Source organism: Streptococcus sanguinis (genome assembly GCF_020729765.1).
Classification (GTDB): domain Bacteria; phylum Bacillota; class Bacilli; order Lactobacillales; family Streptococcaceae; genus Streptococcus; species Streptococcus sanguinis_Q.
Genome location: NZ_JAJEPD010000070.1, coordinates 23,883 through 44,207, shown reverse-complemented (window position 1 = coordinate 44,207; position 20,325 = coordinate 23,883). Strand labels below are relative to the sequence as shown.

Annotated in this window: 22 protein-coding genes and 1 tRNA gene; 21 read left to right on the top strand and 2 right to left on the bottom strand. The window is 42.6% G+C overall.

Annotated elements, in window-relative coordinates:
* Positions 1-167 precede the first annotated feature (167 nt).
* The 21 genes from K4H96_RS09995 to K4H96_RS09895 all read left to right on the top strand — a co-directional run bounded on the left by K4H96_RS09995 (position 168) and on the right by K4H96_RS09895 (position 17,824).
* On the top strand, positions 168-1,160 hold the full coding sequence (locus K4H96_RS09995) for an ABC transporter ATP-binding protein (protein WP_223337613.1): 993 nt from the start codon (positions 168-170) through the stop codon (positions 1,158-1,160).
* 1 nt (position 1,161) lies between these two features.
* Positions 1,162-1,980, top strand: a complete 819-nt coding sequence (locus tag K4H96_RS09990; RefSeq protein ID WP_223337612.1) for an ABC transporter permease — start codon at positions 1,162-1,164, stop codon at positions 1,978-1,980.
* Between the two features lies 1 nt (position 1,981).
* Entirely contained in the window at positions 1,982-2,767 is a 786-nt protein-coding gene (locus tag K4H96_RS09985) for an ABC transporter permease (RefSeq protein WP_002908043.1), read from the top strand.
* Between the two features lie 50 nt (positions 2,768-2,817).
* Entirely contained in the window at positions 2,818-3,276 is a 459-nt protein-coding gene (locus K4H96_RS09980) for a GNAT family N-acetyltransferase (protein WP_223337611.1), read from the top strand.
* 51 nt (positions 3,277-3,327) lie between these two features.
* Positions 3,328-3,400, top strand: a tRNA-Thr gene (locus K4H96_RS09975).
* 191 nt (positions 3,401-3,591) lie between these two features.
* Positions 3,592-4,038 (top strand): LytTR family DNA-binding domain-containing protein, encoded by a 447-nt coding sequence (locus tag K4H96_RS09970; RefSeq protein WP_002893678.1) that lies wholly within the window; start codon positions 3,592-3,594, stop codon positions 4,036-4,038.
* Positions 4,039-4,043: 5 nt separating this feature from the next.
* Entirely contained in the window at positions 4,044-4,706 is a 663-nt protein-coding gene (locus tag K4H96_RS09965; RefSeq protein WP_223337610.1) for a LiaF transmembrane domain-containing protein, read from the top strand.
* A gap of 126 nt (positions 4,707-4,832) precedes the next feature.
* A complete protein-coding gene (rpmB, locus tag K4H96_RS09960; RefSeq protein WP_001140948.1) occupies positions 4,833-5,021 on the top strand; it encodes a 50S ribosomal protein L28 in 189 nt (62 codons plus the stop codon).
* A gap of 143 nt (positions 5,022-5,164) precedes the next feature.
* A complete protein-coding gene (locus K4H96_RS09955) occupies positions 5,165-5,530 on the top strand; it encodes an Asp23/Gls24 family envelope stress response protein (RefSeq protein WP_002893676.1) in 366 nt (121 codons plus the stop codon).
* A gap of 2 nt (positions 5,531-5,532) precedes the next feature.
* The gene (locus K4H96_RS09950) at positions 5,533-7,197 is read left to right on the top strand and encodes a DAK2 domain-containing protein (RefSeq protein WP_223337609.1); all 1,665 of its coding nucleotides are present in this window, start codon (positions 5,533-5,535) and stop codon (positions 7,195-7,197) included.
* Between the two features lie 109 nt (positions 7,198-7,306).
* Positions 7,307-7,906 (top strand): SP0191 family lipoprotein, encoded by a 600-nt coding sequence (locus tag K4H96_RS09945; protein WP_061592746.1) that lies wholly within the window; start codon positions 7,307-7,309, stop codon positions 7,904-7,906.
* A gap of 416 nt (positions 7,907-8,322) precedes the next feature.
* Positions 8,323-9,198 carry an ABC transporter ATP-binding protein gene (locus tag K4H96_RS09940; RefSeq protein ID WP_223337608.1) on the top strand — a complete coding sequence of 292 codons (876 nt, stop codon included), beginning with the start codon at positions 8,323-8,325 and terminating at the stop codon, positions 9,196-9,198.
* A gap of 10 nt (positions 9,199-9,208) precedes the next feature.
* A complete protein-coding gene (locus tag K4H96_RS09935) occupies positions 9,209-9,943 on the top strand; it encodes an ABC transporter permease (RefSeq protein WP_004193330.1) in 735 nt (244 codons plus the stop codon).
* A 4-nt stretch (positions 9,944-9,947) separates the two neighbouring features.
* On the top strand, positions 9,948-11,048 hold the full coding sequence (locus K4H96_RS09930) for a sensor histidine kinase (protein WP_223337607.1): 1,101 nt from the start codon (positions 9,948-9,950) through the stop codon (positions 11,046-11,048).
* On the top strand, positions 11,045-11,644 hold the full coding sequence (locus tag K4H96_RS09925) for a response regulator transcription factor (RefSeq protein ID WP_223337606.1): 600 nt from the start codon (positions 11,045-11,047) through the stop codon (positions 11,642-11,644). The genes K4H96_RS09930 and K4H96_RS09925 overlap by 4 nt, the downstream gene beginning before the upstream one ends.
* A 260-nt stretch (positions 11,645-11,904) precedes the next feature.
* Positions 11,905-13,605 (top strand): acetolactate synthase large subunit, encoded by a 1,701-nt coding sequence (locus K4H96_RS09920; protein WP_223337605.1) that lies wholly within the window; start codon positions 11,905-11,907, stop codon positions 13,603-13,605.
* A complete protein-coding gene (gene ilvN / locus K4H96_RS09915) occupies positions 13,598-14,074 on the top strand; it encodes an acetolactate synthase small subunit (RefSeq protein ID WP_002898887.1) in 477 nt (158 codons plus the stop codon). Before K4H96_RS09920 ends, ilvN begins: the two co-directional genes overlap by 8 nt.
* A gap of 64 nt (positions 14,075-14,138) precedes the next feature.
* On the top strand, positions 14,139-15,161 hold the full coding sequence (gene ilvC, locus K4H96_RS09910; protein WP_002902418.1) for a ketol-acid reductoisomerase: 1,023 nt from the start codon (positions 14,139-14,141) through the stop codon (positions 15,159-15,161).
* 99 nt (positions 15,162-15,260) lie between these two features.
* A complete protein-coding gene (gene ilvA / locus K4H96_RS09905; protein ID WP_223337604.1) occupies positions 15,261-16,511 on the top strand; it encodes a threonine ammonia-lyase IlvA in 1,251 nt (416 codons plus the stop codon).
* 56 nt (positions 16,512-16,567) lie between these two features.
* Positions 16,568-17,500: an SPFH domain-containing protein gene (locus tag K4H96_RS09900; protein WP_002898882.1), complete on the top strand. Its 933-nt coding sequence runs from the start codon at positions 16,568-16,570 to the stop codon at positions 17,498-17,500.
* A gap of 108 nt (positions 17,501-17,608) precedes the next feature.
* Positions 17,609-17,824: a capsule biosynthesis transcriptional regulator gene (locus K4H96_RS09895; RefSeq protein ID WP_002893653.1), complete on the top strand. Its 216-nt coding sequence runs from the start codon at positions 17,609-17,611 to the stop codon at positions 17,822-17,824.
* A gap of 95 nt (positions 17,825-17,919) precedes the next feature.
* On the opposite strand, the gene K4H96_RS09890 is transcribed toward K4H96_RS09895, so the two are convergent.
* Together K4H96_RS09890 and K4H96_RS09885 are read right to left on the bottom strand one after the other, a co-directional pair.
* Positions 17,920-18,660 (bottom strand): amino acid ABC transporter ATP-binding protein, encoded by a 741-nt coding sequence (locus K4H96_RS09890; protein ID WP_002893646.1) that lies wholly within the window; start codon positions 18,658-18,660, stop codon positions 17,920-17,922.
* Complete coding sequence (locus K4H96_RS09885) at positions 18,657-20,222, bottom strand: ABC transporter substrate-binding protein/permease (protein WP_223337603.1); 1,566 nt, start codon at positions 20,220-20,222, stop codon at positions 18,657-18,659. Before K4H96_RS09885 ends, K4H96_RS09890 begins: the two co-directional genes overlap by 4 nt.
* Between the last annotated feature and the right edge of the window lie 103 nt (positions 20,223-20,325).

Genomic DNA, 20,325 nt, shown 5'->3' with positions numbered 1-20,325 from the left:
TTTCATGATCTATAGGCAAACGCTTGCATTCCATTTTTTGTTGGACTATAATAGGTTGGTATAAAGCCTCCTGTAATAATAAAAGTTAGAAGGTATAGAAAGTAAGGATTTAGAATACTTGTGTTTGAAAATACGATTTTCTATTCCTTACGATAGGGGAGATAGATATGGCGATGATAGAAGTAGAGCATCTTCAGAAAAAATTTGTAAAAACAGTTAAGGAACCAGGATTGAAAGGGGCTTTGCGCTCCTTTATTCATCCTGAAAAGCAGACCTTTGAAGCGGTCAAGGATTTGACTTTTGAGGTACCCAAGGGCCAAATTTTAGGCTTTATCGGAGCTAATGGTGCTGGGAAGTCAACAACCATTAAAATGCTGACCGGGATTTTGAAGCCCACTTCTGGTTTGTGTCGAATCAATGGCAAGATTCCGCAGGATAATCGCCAAGACTATGTCAAGGATATTGGAGTGGTCTTTGGACAACGCACCCAGCTATGGTGGGATTTGGCTCTGCAAGAAACCTATACAGTCTTGAAGGAGATTTATGATGTACCAGATTCGCTTTTCCATAAGCGTATGGACTTCTTAAATGAAGTCTTGGATTTGAAGGAATTTATCAAAGATCCCGTGCGGACTCTGTCGCTTGGTCAACGGATGCGTGCGGACATTGCGGCTTCCTTACTGCACAATCCCAAGGTTCTCTTTTTAGATGAGCCGACCATTGGTCTGGATGTTTCGGTAAAGGACAACATTCGTCGAGCCATTACCCAGATCAATCAGGAGGAAGAAACAACCATTCTCTTGACCACTCACGACTTGAGTGATATTGAGCAACTTTGTGATCGGATTTTTATGATTGACAAGGGGCAGGAGATTTTTGATGGAACGGTGAGCCAGCTCAAGGAGACCTTTGGCAAGATGAAGACTCTTTCCTTTGAACTGGTACCAGGTCAAAGTCATCTCCTTTCTCACTATGAAGGCTTTTCGGATATGAACATTGATAGACAAGGAAATAGCCTCAACATTCAATACGATAGTTCCCGCTACCAAACGGCTGATATTATCAAGCAAACCTTGTCTGATTTTGAGATTCGCGATTTGAAGATGGTGGATACGGATATTGAGGATATTATCCGTCGCTTCTACCGAAAGGAGCTCTAAGATGGTCAAATTGTGGAGACGTTATAAACCCTTTATCAATGCAGGGATTCAGGAGTTGATTACCTATCGAGTCAACTTTATTCTCTATCGGATTGGCGATGTCATGGGGGCCTTTGTCGCTTTCTATCTCTGGAAGGCAGTCTTTGATTCCTCGCAAGAGCCTTTGATTCAGGGCTTCAGTATGGAGGATATCACCCTATATATCATCATGAGTTTTGTGACTAATCTTTTGACCAGGTCTGATAGTTCCTTTATGATTGGAGAGGAGGTCAAGGATGGCTCCATTATCATGCGCTTGCTGAGACCAGTTCATTTTGCGGCCTCTTATCTCTTCACCGAGCTTGGTTCCAAGTGGTTGATTTTTATCAGCGTTGGCCTTCCATTTTTAAGTATCATTGTCTTGATGAAAATCCTCTCTGGGCAAGGCATTTTAGAAGTGCTAGGATTAACTGTCATTTATCTCTTTAGCTTAACGCTAGCCTACCTGATTAACTTTTTCTTTAATATCTGCTTTGGGTTTTCAGCTTTTGTTTTTAAAAATCTATGGGGCTCTAATCTGCTTAAGAATTCTCTGATTGCCTTTATGTCGGGGAGTTTGATTCCCTTGGCTTTCTTTCCCAAGATTGTTTCAAATATTCTGTCCTTCTTGCCTTTTTCATCCTTGATTTACACTCCGGTTATGATTATCGTTGGAAAATACGATGCCAGTCAGATTCTTCAAGCACTTTTGCTTCAGTTCTTCTGGCTCTTAGTGATGGCGGGCTTATCTCAGTTGATTTGGAAAAGAGTCCAGTCATTTATCACCATTCAAGGAGGTTAGTATGAAAAAATATCAGCGCATGCATCTGATTTTTATCAGACAATACATCAAGCAAATCATGGAATACAAGGTTGATTTTGTAGTTGGTGTTTTAGGTGTCTTCCTGACCCAAGGCTTGAACCTCTTGTTTCTCAATGTACTCTTTCAACACATCCCTTCCTTGGAGGGCTGGACCTTTCAAGAAATTGCCTTTATCTATGGTTTTTCCTTGATTCCCAAGGGATTGGACCATCTCTTTTTTGACAATCTCTGGGCACTGGGGCAACGCTTGGTGCGAAAAGGAGAGTTTGACAAATATCTGACTCGTCCTATCAATCCTCTCTTTCACATCCTAGTCGAGACCTTTCAGATTGATGCTTTGGGCGAACTTTTAGTTGGTGGAATCCTTCTGGCGACAACGGTCACCAGTATTAGCTGGACCTTTCCTAAATTTTTGCTTTTCCTAGTATGTATTCCTTTTGCGACCTTGATTTATACTTCTTTGAAAATTGCGACAGCGAGTATTGCTTTTTGGACCAAGCAGTCAGGCGCCATGATTTACATTTTCTATATGTTCAATGATTTTGCCAAGTATCCGATTTCGATTTACCACTCGCTTATCCGTTGGTTGATTAGTTTTATCGTGCCTTTCGCCTTTACGGCCTACTATCCAGCTAGCTATTTCTTGCAGGAAAAGAATGGACTCTTTAATATCGGTGGTTTGATTCTGATTTCTCTTATCTTCTTTTTCATTTCTTTGAAACTATGGGACAGAGGCTTAGACGCCTACGAAAGTGCAGGATCGTAAGATAGAAAATATGATTAGCCCTAAAGCTTAAATCAAGAAAGGATTTTAAGATGATAGTGATTGAAGAAGTGAAGGAAGAAAAACAAAAGATGCTAGTGGTTAGCGAAGTTTTGAAGGATCTGCCAGAATGGTTTGGGATTCCTGAAAGCACACAAGCTTACATTGAAGGAGCCAAGGATTTGCAAGTTTGGGCTGCCTATCAGGAGCGCGATTTGGCTGGCTTTATCAGCTTATCCTACTCTAGCGAAGATTGTGCTGAGATTGACTGCTTGGCTGTTAAGAAATGCTATCATAGAGTGGGAATTGGCAGTCAACTTTTAGGAGTTTTAGAAAAATCTGCCCGTCCAAAGGCATCCTATCTGCAAGTCAAAACAGTGGCACCAGGTCATTATCCTACTTACGACAGGACTAACGCCTTCTATCAGGCTCAGGGCTTTAAAAAGTTAGAAATCTTTCCTGAACTTTGGGATAAAAGCAACCCTTGTTTGATTTGGGTTAAAAAGTTGTGAAATTTTCCCTTGACAAAAAAACTCAAGATGCTAAAATAAAGGGGAAAAGGCGCCGATTTAGCTCAGTTGGTAGAGCAACGCACTCGTAACGCGTAGGTCACAGGTTCGAGCCCTGCAATCGGCATCTTAATTTGGAAGCTTAAAGGCTTCTTTTTTCTTTGTTCTTACTAGATTTTTTTACTTGTATAGGACAGGTATGCTTTCTATCATCTCTTATGAACCACTTACTGGTCAAATCTAACCACTTACTGAAAAGGCCTTGTTTCTTGGGAGTTTCTTGTTATAATAAAGATAAGCAGATGGAAAGGAGAGCGTATGAACATTCGGATTGAATTAGATCAGAGTTTGGATGAAACAGAAATGGTGATAAAAGTTTCGCGGCTGGATGAGCGGATTCAGCGGATTCAAGAAGCTCTGGAAGAAACGGCGACTCCGTCCATTCTTTTCTATAAGGAAAGTAGCGAGTACTTTCTCGATTTAGCGGATATTCTCTTTTTCGAGACGGACGGCAGCAAGATTTTTGCCCATGCCCGCAATGATGCTTATGAGGTCAAACTAAAACTCTATGAGTTAGAAGAGATTCTGCCCCGTTATTTCTGTCGGATTTCTAAGTCTACCATTGCCAATATCAAGGCTATCTATGCTTTGGACAAGTCCTTTTCAGGAACAAGTACCGTCCAGTTTTACAATACCCATAAACAGGTGCATGTGTCTAGGCACTATTATCAGTTAGTAAAAGAAAAGTTGAGTGAAGTGAGGTAATTATCATGAAAAAAACAATTTTTGGAATCGGCTTTCTAGTCTTGGCAGCTTGGGTCCTGCTGCAGGGGAATTTTGGAATCCCTGCCTTCAATTTTAATATTTGGCCCATGCTAGTAGTTGCAATGTTTTCCTATTTCGCCTTGGAAAATTTCTTGGAAAGAGACTTTGGCACTGGGCTGATCATGGCAGTTATTGCGCTGATTATTGCCAATGCCGTTTACCACTTTTTAGCTATTTCAACAGGAACTTTGGTTTTGGGTGGTATTCTGGCTTGTATTGGTCTCAATATGATTTTCAAGCCCCGGCGAATTTTTAAGGGGCGTATCTTCTCGGCTGCCTCTTCTTCCTCAAAAGATGATATTGCTTTTGGCAGTGGCACGCGCTATATCAACTCAGATAACTTCACCTATGAAAAGTTAGACTGTGCTTTTGGCAGTGCATCGGTTTATTTTGATAATGCGACTATCGAAGGAGACTCAGCAACTTTTGAAGTGGATCTGTCTTTTGGCAGTGTGATGCTTTATGTGCCCAGTGACTGGCGTGTAGAGCTGGATGTAGATAATGCCTTTGGCTCTGTCTACAATCCTCGTAATGTCAATGAAAAGAGAAAAACTCTCTATGTCAAAGGCAACGTAGCTTTCGGTTCTTTGAAGATTAGCTATGTTTAGGAAAACGGATTAATTTCGAAAGTTTGGACAAATGTACTTGTCAAACGTCAAGTTTTTTGGTAATATAGGAAGGTATGTGGTGCTAGCACATCCGTAATATTAGATCTAATAGGAGGAAACACGATAATGGCTAAAGTATGTTACTTTACTGGTCGTAAGACTGTATCAGGAAACAACCGCTCTCACGCGATGAACCAAACAAAACGCGCTGTTAAACCAAATCTTCAAAAAGTTACTGTTTTGATTGACGGTAAACCTAAAAAAGTTTGGGCTTCAGCTCGTGCCCTTAAATCAGGTAAAGTTGAACGCGTTTAATCTTTATTTAAAAAGGATGGAAATTTTCCGTCCTTTTTTTGCTTGGGAATTTCCGCCTAGACAGTTGATTTAGACCCTTCCTCTTTTACACCCTGTATAAAATATGGTAGAATAAACTATAAAATACTTTTGAGGTACAAATTATGACTGTGAAAATTAATACAAAAGATGGTCAAATTGAGCTGACTGATGATGTGATTGCGACAATCGTCGGTGGTGCAGCGACTGAAATTTTTGGTGTAGTTGGCATGGCCAGCAAAAACGCAATCAAGGATAATTTTCAAGCCCTTTTAGGAAAAGAAAACTATGCTAAGGGCGTGGTTGTGAAAGCGACTGATGAAGGTGATATCGCAGTTGATGTCTACACTGTGTTAAGCTATGGAGTCAAAATCAGCGAAGTTTCCAAAAACATTCAAGAGCGTGTTAAGTTCAGCTTGGAAAACAAGCTCGGAATTACTGCCCATGCAGTGAATGTTTATATCCAAAATATTAAAGTCGTAGGAGAATAATCGTGGCAAATATTACTACTAGTTTATTCCAAGAAATGGTGCAGGCAGCATCTACTCGCTTAAATAAACAGGCTGAATATGTAAACTCTTTGAATGTCTTCCCAGTTCCAGACGGAGATACAGGGACCAACATGGGCATGACCATTGAAAATGGCGCCAAGGAAGTGGCGGACAAGTCTGCTTCAACAGTTGGCGAAGCAGCAGGTATCTTTGCGAAAGGTCTTTTGATGGGCGCGCGTGGTAACTCAGGAGTTATCACTTCCCAGCTTTTCCGCGGTTTTTCTCAAAGCGTGAAAGAGCATGAAGAGCTGACTGGTGAAGACCTAGCTCTGGCCTTTCAGTCTGGTGTAGAAGTGGCTTACAAGGCAGTTATGAAGCCGGTTGAGGGAACAATTTTGACTGTTTCCCGCGGTGCGGCTATCGGTGCCAAGAAGAAAGCTGAAGTCACTAATGACGCTGTAGAAGTTATGAAAGCGGCTCTTGAAGGAGCTAAGGCTGCTCTGGCTAAGACACCGGATATGCTGCCGGTTCTGAAAGAAGTCGGTGTTGTGGACTCTGGCGGTCAAGGGTTGGTCTTTATCTACGAAGGCTTCTTGTCTGCACTTACAGGCGAATATATAGCATCTGAGGACTTTGTGGCGACACCTGCGACCATGTCTGAGATGATTAATGCTGAGCATCATAAGTCTGTAGCTGGCCATGTGGCAACAGAAGACATTACTTTCGGCTATTGTACAGAAATCATGGTGGCTCTCAAGAAAGGACCAACCTATGTAAAAGACTTTGATTATGATGAATTTCGCAACTACCTCAACGATTTGGGAGATTCCCTGTTGGTAGTCAACGATGATGAAATCGTCAAAGTCCATGTCCATACTGAAGATCCAGGACTGGTTATGCAGGAAGGTCTCAAGTACGGTAGTTTGGTCAAGGTCAAGGTTGACAATATGCGCAACCAGCACGAAGCGCAGGTTGAAAAGGAAGAGCGCTCAGCTAAGCCGGCTCAAGAAAAAGAGTTTGCGATTATTGCTGTAGTGGCTGGTGATGGTCTGGCTGAAATCTTTAAGGCTCAGGGAGTTGACTACATCATCTCTGGCGGGCAAACTATGAACCCATCAACGGAAGACTTCATCAAAGCTGTGGAGCAAGTCAATGCTCGTAATATTATTATCTTGCCAAACAATAAAAACATCTTCATGGCAGCCCAATCAGCAGCAGAAGTGATTGAACAGCCAGCAGCTGTTATTGAGACTCGCACAATCCCTCAAGGCTTGACCAGTCTCCTAGCTTTTGATGGCGGCAAGACTATTGAGGAAAACCAAGAGCGTATGACTGCGGCCTTGTCAGAAGTAGTCAGCGGCAGTGTGACGACTGCGGTTCGCGATACGACGATTGATGGCTTGGAAATTCATGAAAATGACAACCTTGGTATGGTGGATGGTAAGATTGTTGTTTCTAATCCAGATATGCTGGCAACTTTGAAAGAAACGTTCAGCAAGATGCTGGATGAAGACAGTGAGATTGTCTCTATCTATATCGGTGAAGACGGCAGCGAAGAATTGGCTAGCAGTCTTGCTCAAGATTTGATGGAACAATTCGAGGATGTAGAAGTAGAAATTCATCAGGGCAGTCAGCCGGTTTATCCATATATTTTTAGTGTTGAATAGCATAAAAAGGCAATCGAAAGGTTGCCTTTTGTCATTTTATAGAAAACACTTAGACAAGAAACTGGTATTATGTTATACTGTAACAAATAAAAAGTAAAAAAGGTGAACTATGAAAAAATTTTTCATTCTTGTTATTTCTGCTTCGGTACTCTTGACGGGCTGCGTGCTTCCTAGCTTCAGCAAGCATCGTCCTAGACATTCTTCTGAATCAGCTTCTTCTAGGCGGACTAAATCTAGCTCTAGCTCTAGCAAGTCATCCAGTTCTTCTTCCGAAAGTAAAGAGATTGTCTCTAAAACCTTGGTTGGAGACATTGAAGGAATCCATCATCGTGATACAATTACCTATCATGGCAAGAAAATATTGAATCTTCGTATGGAATTGCTCACTTCCTTGCCAGAAGAAGCTAGTGCGGCATCAGCTACTTTGACTCCAGAGGAGATGACGACTATCATTCGTGAAGGAATGCAGTCTGATTCAAACTATGTAGCAGCTAAGAGTCTGGAGGGTGTCAATATTGATTATTCAGTTACAGCAGAGAAGAAATTGCAGACCTTGATTGAAATTGATTTGCAAAAGGTCAATGTCGAAGAGGTGGAAAAGAACAGTTTCTTCCAAGGTTTTGGACTGAAGGATATTAAGGATATTACACCTGAAATGTTCATTCTGAGTCTGAAGCTCAATGGTCTCAAAGAAGAGGTGCAGAGCTAAAGTTTAAAAAGCGTTGGTCATTTCATCTTACAAATTGAGTAGCTAGTTTATTGAAAAATTTTTAGATTAGGCTGCTTTAATTCCAGTTTCTATCTAAATTGCAACAGACATACAACTAGTCGGCTCCTCTCAACGAGGGGAACCGGCTTTTTTGTGTCTTCATGCAGAAGGGAGATAAACAGATTATTCCAATATTTGCTAGCTTTGTGCTTTAAAAGCAGAATAGTGACATTTGTCATGTCAGTCGGTGACAAAATCAACTAGTAGGAAAAATTTCTTTGCCTTATAATATAGTTAACAAAATGATAAAAGGTTGCTGTAGGCATTGAAAAAGCGATAGTGCTTAGTATTCTTCCAGCTTTGGAAAAATAAAGGAAAGATGTACATACGGTTCATCAAATCAAAGGAGGAGCAAAATGGAACTGATTGAAGTAAAGAAGCTTTCAAAAAGCATTCATGGTAAGGAGATTTTAAAGGATATTTCGTTTGAAATCTCCCAAGGTGACTGTGTGGCCTTGATTGGTCCCAACGGAGCAGGTAAAACGACTCTCATGGATTGTTTGCTGGGCGATAAGTTTCTGACAGCAGGTGAAGCAAGGATTCAGGGGCTCAAACCAACTGACAATCATCTCAAGCAGTCGGTAGCGATTTTACCGCAGGAAAATACAGTGGTGGAGGATTTGAAGGTCAAGGAACTCTTGACTTTCTTCCAAGCTATTTATCCAAATAGTTTATCCAATCAAGAAATTGATGACTTGCTGCAATTTACAGACAAGCAAAAGGATCAGTTGGCCAGCAAGCTGTCTGGTGGACAAAAGCGTCTCTTCTCTTTTGTTCTGAGTCTGATTGGCCGTCCTAAGATTCTGTTCTTGGACGAACCGACTTCAGCTATGGACACCTCCACTCGTCAGCATTTCTGGGAAATTGTTAATCAGCTCAAGCAGCAGGGAGTGACCATCGTCTACTCCTCTCACTATATCGAAGAAGTTGAGCATACGGCAGACCGGATTTTGGTGCTGCACAAGGGCGAGTTGATTCGGGACACGACGCCTTATGCCATGCGCAGTGAGGAGCAGGAAAAACACTTTACCTTGCCACTGACTTATCAGTCTGTGCTGGAAAAACTGGATAATGTGACTGATTTAGAAATCAAGCAAAAGGCTTTATCTTTTGCTACTAGGGATGCTGGACAGGTCTGGCAGGTTCTTCAGGAAAACGGCTGTACAATCGAAGAGATTGAAGTACGTAACCGTACCCTCTTGGATAGTATTTTTGAAACGACACAAGAATAGGAGAGTAATCATGAAAAATATGGCAAGTCTTATGAAGATTGAGTTGATTTTAATGAAGCGGCAGGCTGCTTATTATCTCTTGTCTATTGGTCTGCCCAGCGTCTTTTACCTGATTTTCTCAGGAATGATGTCTGGAAGTGATACGCCTGAGCGTGTGCTTCGAGGATACCTCTTCTCTATGACCCTTTTTAGTATCATGTCTAGTGCTTTCTTTAGCATTCCAAGCACTTTGCAGTCTGATAAAAATAATAACTGGCAAAAAATGATTCAGCACTCGCCGATTTCTATGGTAAAATATTATATATCAAAGCTTTGCAGTACTTTGTTGACTTTTATGCTTTCCATAATCGTAGTTTTCTCGATTGGGCATTTTGTTCGCGGGGTTAATCTGCCAATGGTGGACTGGCTTCTTATTGCCTTGATACTTCTAGTAGGAAGTGTGGTCTTTATTGCCATGGGTGTATTGGTCAGTCTCTTGCCAAGTGCTCAGCTCATGTCTGTAGTGGGCAATATCGTCTATATGGCACTGGCTGTTCTGGGCGGTCTATGGTTCCCTCTGACCATGTTCCCAAAATGGCTCCAGCCAATCGGTAAGTTGACGCCAAGTTATCAACTGATGCAAGTCGTGTCTTCTTATCTAGAACACCATCAGTTCAATGGCAAGGCCGCTTTGATTGTTCTGATTTATACGGTTTTGGTCAGCATTCTTGTGCTGCAGCTCAAAAAGCGAATTGAGGTAAAATAAATTCATGTGGGAAAAACTTAAACAAGTCCACTATATGTTTCATATTGCGCTGGTCTTTATCATCTTTCCAGTTGCGGGAGTAATCAGCGGGGAATACCCGCTTTTCCTCTTGCTCTGGACAGCTATTTTTGTTGTGGCTTACTATGCGGTCTTGTTAAGTAACCATCGCCTTATCCAGTTTTTTTCTTGGTGGCTCTTGATTTCTTACATATATTATAGTTCTGTCTTCTTAAATACAGGTTTTACCTGGTATATTTTTTATCTATCTAATCTGCTAATTTACGAACTGGATGATATTTCTTTTAAATCCTGGCGTTTTTTGACCTTTATCGCCTTGCAGCCTGCTATTGTACTAACTAATTATTTGATGGGCAATGTTGGTCCAACAGAATTGCTTTTCTATATTGTAGTCTTTCTCTTTTCGGATGGTATGACATTTGGTCTCTATCGGATTCAGACGGCAGAGCAGATCAAGGAAGAAAAGGTCAAGCAAAATGCCCAGCTGAATCTTTTCCTGGCAGAAAATGAGCGCAATCGGATTGGCCGTGACTTACATGATAGTCTAGGGCATACCTTTGCTATGCTCAGTGTTAAGGCGGAGCTGGCTCAGCAGTTTTTGCAGATGGAAGCCTATGACAAGGCAGCAAAAGAACTGCAGGAAGTGCAAGAGATCAGCAAGAAGTCCATGGCTGATGTTCGGCGGATTATTAATGATCTAAAGAATCGGACGCTGGACGAGGAACTAGTGACCATTCGTGCCATGCTGGAGATGAGCGGTGTTCAGGTCGAGATAGATAACCAGCTCAATGTTGCCAGTATCCCACCGAGTCAGCAGTCAACGATTAGTATGATCTTACTAGAGGCAGCGACCAATATCATCAAGCATGCCAAGGCTAAAAAGAGCAATTTTTCTTTGGTAAAGAAAAACGAAAAGCTTATTTTAGACATTCAGGATGATGGTTGTGGTTTTCAGAAGCTGACCGGACGGGAGTTGCATAGTATTCGAGAGCGGCTGTCTGCCTTATCAGGAAAGCTTGAGATTCTTAGCAGCCAAGATCCGACGTGGATTCGAATTGAATTGCCATACGGAGGGAAGGAATCATGAAACTTTTGTTAGCAGAAGATCAAAGTATGCTGAGAGATGCTCTAGCTCAGCTCTTGCAGCTGCAGCCAGATGTCGAAGAAGTCTATCAGGCCGCAGATGGGCAGAAGGCTATTGACTGTCTTAGCTCAGAAACTCTTGATGCAGCTATTTTGGACGTAGAAATGCCCCACCAAACCGGTCTAGACGTTCTCGAATGGGTCAAGGCCAATCGACCCAACATCAAGGTCATCATCGTCACAACCTTCAAGCGACCGGGCTACTTTGAGCGAGCTGTTAAGGCGGATGTAGATGCTTATGTGCTCAAAGAGCGCAGCATTGCGGATTTGATGAAAACCATTCACACTGTTCTAGATGGACAGAAGGAATATTCGCCGGAATTGATGGAGGTACTGATGACCAGTAGAAACCCTCTCTCTCAGCAGGAGAGGCTAGTCCTGCAAGCTGCGGCGACTGGCCTATCCAATAAAGAAATTGCTGAAAAACTCTACCTGTCAAATGGAACGGTTCGTAACTATATGTCTGCTATTTTGACCAAGCTAGATGCTGAAAATCGAACAGAAGCCGTCCGAATCGGGCAAGAGAAAGGCTGGTTATAGCTAGAAGATTCAGCTTTGGAGAAAAGGTGGAATAAGAGAGTTTTTAGCTAAAGAAAATATTTGTGTGAGGAATATTCCAATGAAGTGTCGGGACTATAAATATAGTTCTGACTTTTTATCTTTTATTAGAAAAAACATTCGGATTTAGAGAAAATTTGTAGAAAAACATTCTGCATGGCTTGCAATTTTTTTCAAAAATGTTATCATAGTAGAAAGCTTTTTGAATTTTTAGAAAATTGTAAATAAATGAAAGGGGAAGAATGGAGAAAATCAAATTAGAAACTTCTAAGACAGGTTCAGAGCTTGTTTTGGAAACCTTGAAAAATCTTGGTGTTGATACGATTTTTGGCTATCCCGGTGGCGCTGTACTGCCGCTTTATGATGCTATTTATAGTTTTGAAGGCATCCGTCATATTCTAGGTCGCCATGAGCAAGGCTGTGTTCACGAAGCAGAAGGCTATGCTAAGTCTACTGGGAAAATCGGAGTTGCAGTTGTGACTAGCGGTCCGGGAGCGACTAATGCCATTACCGGTATTGCCGACGCCATGAGTGATAGCGTCCCCCTTTTAGTCTTTACTGGTCAGGTAGCCAAGGCCGGAATCGGTAAAGATGCTTTTCAGGAAGCGGATATTGTTGGGATTACGACTCCTATTACCAAGTACAATTATCAGGTTCGGGAGACGGCAGACATTCCGCGTATTATTACAGAAGCTATTCACATTGCGACGACAGGTCGTCCTGGGCCAGTCGTTATTGATTTGCCTAAGGATGTCTCGGCTCTGGAAACGGACTTTATCTATGACAGCAAGTTGCATCTGCCGAGCTACCAGCCGACTATTGAGCCTAATGAATTGCAGATTAAGAAGATTATCAAGCAGATTTCTAAGGCTAAAAAGCCGGTTCTTCTTTCGGGAGGCGGTATTAGCTATGCTGGGGCAGCAGAGGAATTGGTTGCCTTTGCGGAGCGTTATCAGATTCCAGTGGTCACTAGCTTGTTAGGTCAGGGAACTATTGCGACAGACCATCCTTTGTTCTTAGGTATGGGTGGAATGCACGGTTCTTTTGCGGCCAATATTGCTATGACTGAGGCTGACTTTATGATTAGTATCGGCTGCCGCTTTGATGACCGTCTGACCGGTAATCCGAAAACCTTTGCCAAGAACGCTAAAGTAGCACATATTGATATTGACCCAGCGGAAATTGGAAAAATTATCAGCGTAGATATTCCTATCGTAGGGGATGCTAAGAAAGCCCTGCAGATGTTGCTGAATGAAGAGCAGGTGCATAATAATACCAGCAAGTGGATTGAAAAAGTAACGCAAGATAAGGAACGGGTTCGCTCATATGATAAGAAAGAACGTGTCGTACAGCCTCAAGCTGTCATTGAGCGCGTTGGTGAGCTGACCAAGGGTGATGCCATCGTTGTAACAGACGTTGGTCAGCACCAGATGTGGGCTGCCCAATATTATCCTTATAAAAACGAGCGTCAACTGGTAACGTCTGGTGGTCTAGGAACCATGGGCTTCGGTGTACCTGCAGCGATTGGAGCTAAGATTGCCAATCCGGATAAGGAAGTGGTGCTCTTTGTTGGAGATGGTGGCTATCAGATGACGAACCAAGAGATGGCTATTCTCAATATCTATAAGATTCCGATTAAGGTCATCATGCTTAACAACCATTCGCTAGGCATGGTACGCCAGTGGCAGGAAGCTTTCTATGATGGTCGTACCTCTGAGTCTGTCTTTGAAACTTTGCCAGATTTCCAGCTCATGGCTCAGGCCTATGGTGTTAAATCCTATAAATTTGACAATCCGGAGACCATTGTCCAGGATTTGGAAGCCTTAAAGGAAGATATACCAATGTTTATCGAGGTAGATATTTCTCGTAAGGAGCATGTTCTTCCAATGGTGCCAGCTGGCAAGAGCAATCATGAGATGTTGGGGGTGAAGTTCCATGCGTAGAATGTTGACAGCTAAACTCCAAAACCGTTCGGGTGTCCTGAACCGTTTCACTGGTGTTCTTTCCAGACGTCAGGTTAATATCGAGAGTATCTCAGTCGGAACGACGGAAAATCCGGAAGTCTCCCGTATCACCATCATCATTGATGTGGCTTCATTGGCAGAAGTCGAGCAGATTATCAAGCAGCTCAATCGTCAGATTGATGTGATTCGGGTTCGAGATATCACGGATCGCCCTCATTTAGAGCGTGAAGTGATTCTGGTTAAGGTCTCGGCTCCAGCTGATAAGCGGGCAGAGATTCTGTCTATTATCCAGCCATTCCGGGCGACAGTTGTGGATGTAGCACCTAGCTCCATTACCGTTCAGATGACTGGTGATGCGGAGAAGAGCGAGGCTCTGCTTCGAGTTATTCGCCCATATGGCATCAAAAATATTGCTCGGACTGGAGCGACAGGCTTTACCCGAGATTAAACCAAACCTTTAATTTGTTAAAACCGCCTAACAGGCAATAAAAATAGAAAAGAGAGTAAAACTTATGGCAGTAACAATGGAATACGAAAAAGATGTAAAAGTAGCAGCACTTGACGGTAAGAAAATTGCCGTAATCGGCTATGGTTCACAAGGTCATGCCCATGCGCAAAACTTGCGTGATACAGGCCACGATGTGATTATCGGTGTTCGTCCTGGGAAGTCATTTGACAAGGCTAAAGAAGATGGCTTTGATACTTATACAGTAGCAGAAGCAGCTAAATTGGCTGATGTTATCATGATTTTGGCCCCAGATGAAATCCAACAAGATCTCTATGAAGCAGAAATCGCTCCAAACTTGGAAGCTGGAAACGCAGTTGGATTTGCTCATGGTTTCAACATCCATTTTGAATTTATCAAAGTTCCTGCCGATGTAGATGTCTTTATGTGTGCACCGAAAGGCCCTGGTCACTTGGTTCGCCGTACTTTCGAAGAAGGCTTTGGTGTGCCAGCTCTGTATGCAGTTTACCAAGACGCTACTGGAAATGCAAAAGACATCGCAATGGACTGGTGTAAAGGTGTTGGTGCGGCTCGTGTTGGTTTACTTGAAACAACTTACAAAGAAGAAACAGAAGAAGATCTCTTTGGTGAACAAGCTGTCCTTTGTGGTGGTCTGACTGCCCTGATTGAAGCAGGATTTGAAGTTCTGACCGAAGCTGGTTATGCGCCAGAATTGGCTTACTTTGAAGTGCTGCACGAAATGAAACTGATTGTGGACTTAATCTATGAAGGTGGCTTCAAGAAGATGCGTCAATCTATCTCAAATACAGCCGAATATGGTGACTATGTATCTGGTCCGCGCGTGATTACTGAGCAAGTCAAAGAAAACATGAAGGCGGTCTTGGCTGATATCCAAAACGGTAAATTTGCTAATGACTTCGTTGATGACTATAAAGCTGGTCGTCCAAAACTCACTGCTTACCGTGAGCAAGCTGCGAATCTGGAGATTGAAAAGGTCGGTGCAGAATTGCGTAAAGCAATGCCATTCGTTGGTAAAAACGACGACGATGCTTTCAAGATTTACAATTAAGATAAAGAGCATATAAGAAATTAGGGGTAGGAATGCGAATTCCCAGCCCCTTGTTTTGCTTGATAGAGAATAAACTGGAAGAATAGGGAAGGAAAAAATATGCTCAGAGCAAAAGATATCACGCATGCTCATAAAGTGTTAAAAGATGTGGTTGTCAATACTCCGCTTGACTACGACCACTATTTGTCGGAGAAGTACCAGGCCAAGATTTACCTGAAGAAGGAAAATATGCAGCGGGTGCGCTCTTTTAAACTTCGCGGGGCTTATTATGCCATTTCTCAACTTAATGAAGAGGAACGTCAGCGTGGGGTTGTCTGTGCTTCTGCGGGAAATCACGCCCAAGGAGTGGCCTATACTTGTAAGGAAATGAAAATTCCAGCAACTATTTTTATGCCTATCACGACTCCTCAGCAGAAGATTGGTCAGGTTCGCTTCTTTGGCGGTGAATTTGTGGATATCAAGCTGGTTGGAGATACCTTTGATGCTTCGGCCAAGGCTGCGCTTGACTATACTAAGGCTGAAAATCGCACCTTTATCGATCCTTTTGACAATGAAGATGTCCAAGCTGGTCAAGGAACAGTGGCTTATGAAATCTTAGATGAGGCCAAGAGAGAAGCTATCGATTTTCATGCAGTTTTAGTACCAGTTGGTGGCGGCGGACTGATATCAGGAGTCTCAACCTATATCAAAGAAAGTCAGCCAGCTATCGAAGTTATTGGTGTGGAAGCCAACGGTGCCCGCAGTATGAAAGCAGCTTTTGAAGCTGGAGGTCCGGTCAAGCTTAAAGAAATCGACAAATTTGCTGACGGCATCGCAGTCCAGAAGGTTGGTGCGTCAACCTATGAGGTTACACAAAAGAATGTTCAAAATCTTATCGGTGTAGATGAAGGGCTTATTTCAGAGACCATCATTGATCTATACTCCAAGCAAGGGATTGTCGCAGAGCCTGCTGGTGCGGCAAGTGTTGCTGCTTTGGAAGTGCTGAGTGAGTATATCAAGGGGAAGACTATCTGCTGCATTATCTCAGGTGGTAATAATGACATCAACCGAATGCCAGAGATGGAAGAACGGGCTCTTATTTACGATGGCATCAAGCACTATTTCGTGGTTAACTTCCCGCAGCGTCCAGGTGCCTTGAGAGAATTTGTGAATGATATTTTAGGACCCAATGACGACATCACTCGTTTTGAATATATCAAGCGGGCAAGCAAGGGAACGGGTCCAGTTTTGATTGGTATTTCTCTGGCAGATAAGCATGATTATGCTTCTTTGATTAACCGTATTGAGCAGTTCGATCCGTCCTTTATCAATCTGAACGGGAATGAAACACTCTACAATATGCTTGTCTGATTGTAAAGATATTTTAGCCTAATTTGTATGCTTTCGTTTGAAACTGCAAATTAAATATGTTAGAATATACTATAGTGAATCAAGGAGGCTTGAACATGTTTTTTATTCCATTTTTCTTTATCATATTGATCATAATCTTTATATTCTTGTTGCTTAGTGCCGTTTATGTGGTTCGTCAGCAATCTGTGGCAATCATTGAGCGTTTTGGACGCTACCACAAAACTAGCAGCAGCGGTATCAATTTCCGTCTTCCTTTAGGGATTGATAAGATAGCGGCTCGTGTTCAGCTGCGTTTGCTGCAGAGCGAGATTGTCGTTGAGACCAAGACACAGGATAATGTTTTCGTAACTATGAACGTTGCGACCCAGTATCGTGTAAATGAGAACAACGTAATTGACGCTTATTACAAACTTATGCGGCCAGAAGCTCAAATTAAGTCCTATATTGAAGATGCCCTTCGTTCCTCCGTTCCAAAACTGACCTTGGACGAGCTCTTTGAAAAGAAGGACGAAATTGCCCTAGAAGTCCAAAAGCAAGTGGCAGAAGAAATGTCGACCTATGGCTATATCATTGTCAAAACCTTGATTACCAAGGTTGAGCCTGATGCTGAAGTTAAACAGTCTATGAACGAAATCAATGCGGCGCAGCGTAAGCGTGTGGCTGCTCAGGAATTGGCTGAAGCGGATAAGATTAAGATTGTGACAGCTGCCTCTGCAGAAGCTGAGAAAGACCGCCTGCATGGGGTTGGTATCGCTGAGCAGCGGAAGGCCATTGTGGATGGTTTGGCAGACTCTATCAAGGAATTGAAGGGTGCCAATATTGAGTTGACAGAAGAGCAGATTATGTCTATTCTTTTGACCAACCAGTATCTGGATACGCTGAATAATTTTGCAGATAGTTCGGGTAATAATACCATCTTCCTTCCAGCAAATCCAGAAGGTGTCGAAAGTATTCGGACTCAGATACTTTCAGCCCTCAAAGCTAAGTAAAGAAAATTCAGAATTATTTAATTTGTTCGAATTTGGTTTGTTTAAGTTGACAAACTGTATAAAAACAATTATAGTAGTTGATGTAGCTAGAATAGAGAGGAGTAAGAAATGGCTAAATCTAATTTCGAGAAAGTAGAATCTGTTGTTAGTTGGGTACGTGATAAGAAGATCACTGGTTACCGTATTAGTAAAGAAACAAATGCACGTGAAATGTCTATCATTGCTCTTGCTCAAGGACGTGCAAAAGTGAAAAATATCTCTTTTGAAACAGCTCTTGGCTTGATTGATTTCTACGACAAAAACCATGAAAAATTTGAAGACTAAACTTCAAAATTGTGCAACTGATATTGCTCATTAAATCAAAAAAGGAATCTGGATTTAGTTCCAGATTCCTTTTTGCTTTTGAAAATCGAAGTAATTTAGCTGAGGAAGCGCTGCAGGAATTCTTTGGTTCTTTCTTCTTTTGGATTGGTAAAGATATCCTGCGGGCTGCCAGCTTCAGCGATGACGCCCTTGTCCATAAAGATAACACGGCTGGAGACATCACGGGCAAATTCCATTTCGTGGGTTACGACTATCATAGTCAGCCCTTCCTGAGCCAGTTCTTTCATGATTTTTAGAACTTCACCAACCATTTCAGGGTCGAGGGCTGAAGTCGGCTCGTCAAAGAGGATGGCGTCAGGATTCATAGAGAGGGCGCGGGCAATAGCGACCCGCTGCTTCTGACCGCCTGAGAGTTGCTTAGGCTTGGCCTGCCAGTATTGCTCGCCCATTCCAACCTTGTTGAGGTTTTCTTTGGCAATTTTCTCGGCTTCTGACCGTTCTTTTTTCAGGACCGTTGTCTGAGCGACGATGGTATTTTCCAGGACATTAAGATTTTCAAAGAGATTGAAAGACTGAAAGACCATGCCCAGCTTTTCACGGTAATGGGTCAAGTCGTAATTCTCGTCCAGGACATTCTTGCCGCGGTAGAAAATCTGTCCGCCAGTTGGTGTTTCCAGAAGGTTAATGGAGCGCAGGAATGTTGACTTTCCGCTACCGGAACTGCCGATGATGGAAATCACTTCTCCTTTATGAACAGTGAGGGAGATGTCCTTGAGGACTTGGTTTTCACCGTAGGACTTTTTGAGGTTTTTAATTTCTAGAATAGTTTCTGTCATGATTTCACTTCTCCTGTCTGCATTTGATTGGCGCCTGTCGTGTAGTTGTCTGTGTCGAAGCGTCTTTCAACATAGCGCAGGATGCGTGTCACGCTGAATGTCAGGACAAAGTAGATTACAGCGATGATAGTAAAGGTTTGGAAGTATTGGTAGGTCTGGGTAGCGATAGTATTTCCAGAGAAATAAAGCTCAACCACTGAGATAACGTTTAACACGGATGTATCCTTGATGTTGATGACAAATTCATTACCAGTTGCAGGCAGAATATTACGGACGACCTGAGGCAGAACAATCTTGCGCATGGTCTGACCATGTGTCATACCCAGTGCCGTTGCAGCCTCGAATTGCCCCTTATCAACAGCAAAGATACCGCCGCGGACAATCTCGCTCATATAAGCTCCCGTATTGATGGAGACGATGAAAATGGCAGCGATAGTCCGGTCGATAGAAATTCCAAAAGCCTGGGCAGTTCCGTAGTAGATAACCATGGACTGAACAATCATGGGAGTTCCGCGGAAAATCTCAATATAGACATTTAAGAACCAGCCAAAGATTTTTTGCAGTGATGCTAGGAGTTTATTCTTAGAAGCTGGCGCTGTTCGATAAACGCCAATCAGCAGTCCGATGATGAGACCTGCGATGGTACCTGTAATCGAAATGAGCAAGGTCAAACCAGCTCCGCGTAGGAATTGCGGCCAGTTTTCAGCTAGAATCTTAGCTACTTGACTGAAGAATGATTCATTCGTTGTTTCACTATCCGTATCAACAGGCTGTTTCTGAATCATCTCATCCATCAGCTTGACTTGGTCATTGGTAGTAATCTTAGCGATAGCTGCATTAGCTTGCTCGATACGATTGTCATCTTTACGCATCCCAATTGCAATAGAAGCATCTTCTTCGCCAACTTCAAAGCCTTTCTCAAATTGAATCATTTTGAAGTTTGAGTTGGCAGTCTCGGCAGTCAAGGCTTCTGGCCGCTCAGAGATATAGCCATCAATAACCCCAGATTCCAAGGCTTGACGCATCTGGGCAAAATCACCCATAGCTGTTTCTTTTTTGGCGCCAGGCAACTGGTCAATGAGATTGTAGAGATAAACTCCTTGCTGGGAAGTGATTTTGGCGTCTTTGAAGTCTTCTAGAGTCTTAGCGGATGCATATTTTCCATCTTTACGAACTAGGAGAACAGGCTCGCTGGTGTAGTAACTGTTGGAAAAGGCGATTTCCTTTTTCCGCTCGGCAGTTGGACTCATACCTGCAATAATCATGTCAATTTTGCCAGAAGTCAGAGCAGGAATTAAGCCATTCCAAGAAGTCTTAACAACCAGAGGTTCCTTACCCATCTCTTGAGCAATTTTTTTGGCAATCTGCACATCGTATCCGTTGGCATATTGGTTGGTGCCTTCGATTTTTACAGCACCGTTGGAATCATCATCCTGAGTCCAGTTGAAGGGAGCGTAGGCTGCCTCCATACCGATTCTCAGGTAGTCATCGGCCTGAATAACATGGACCGTTCCTAAGGTGACCAGGAGGGCTGTAAATAAAGTGAGTAATAATTTCTTCATGGGATTCTCCTGCTTATCTAATAATAGTTCTTCCTATTCTATCGAAAATTGCTACTCTTTTCAATCCTAGTAAGCCCTTACTTGATAAAAATGATATAATAGA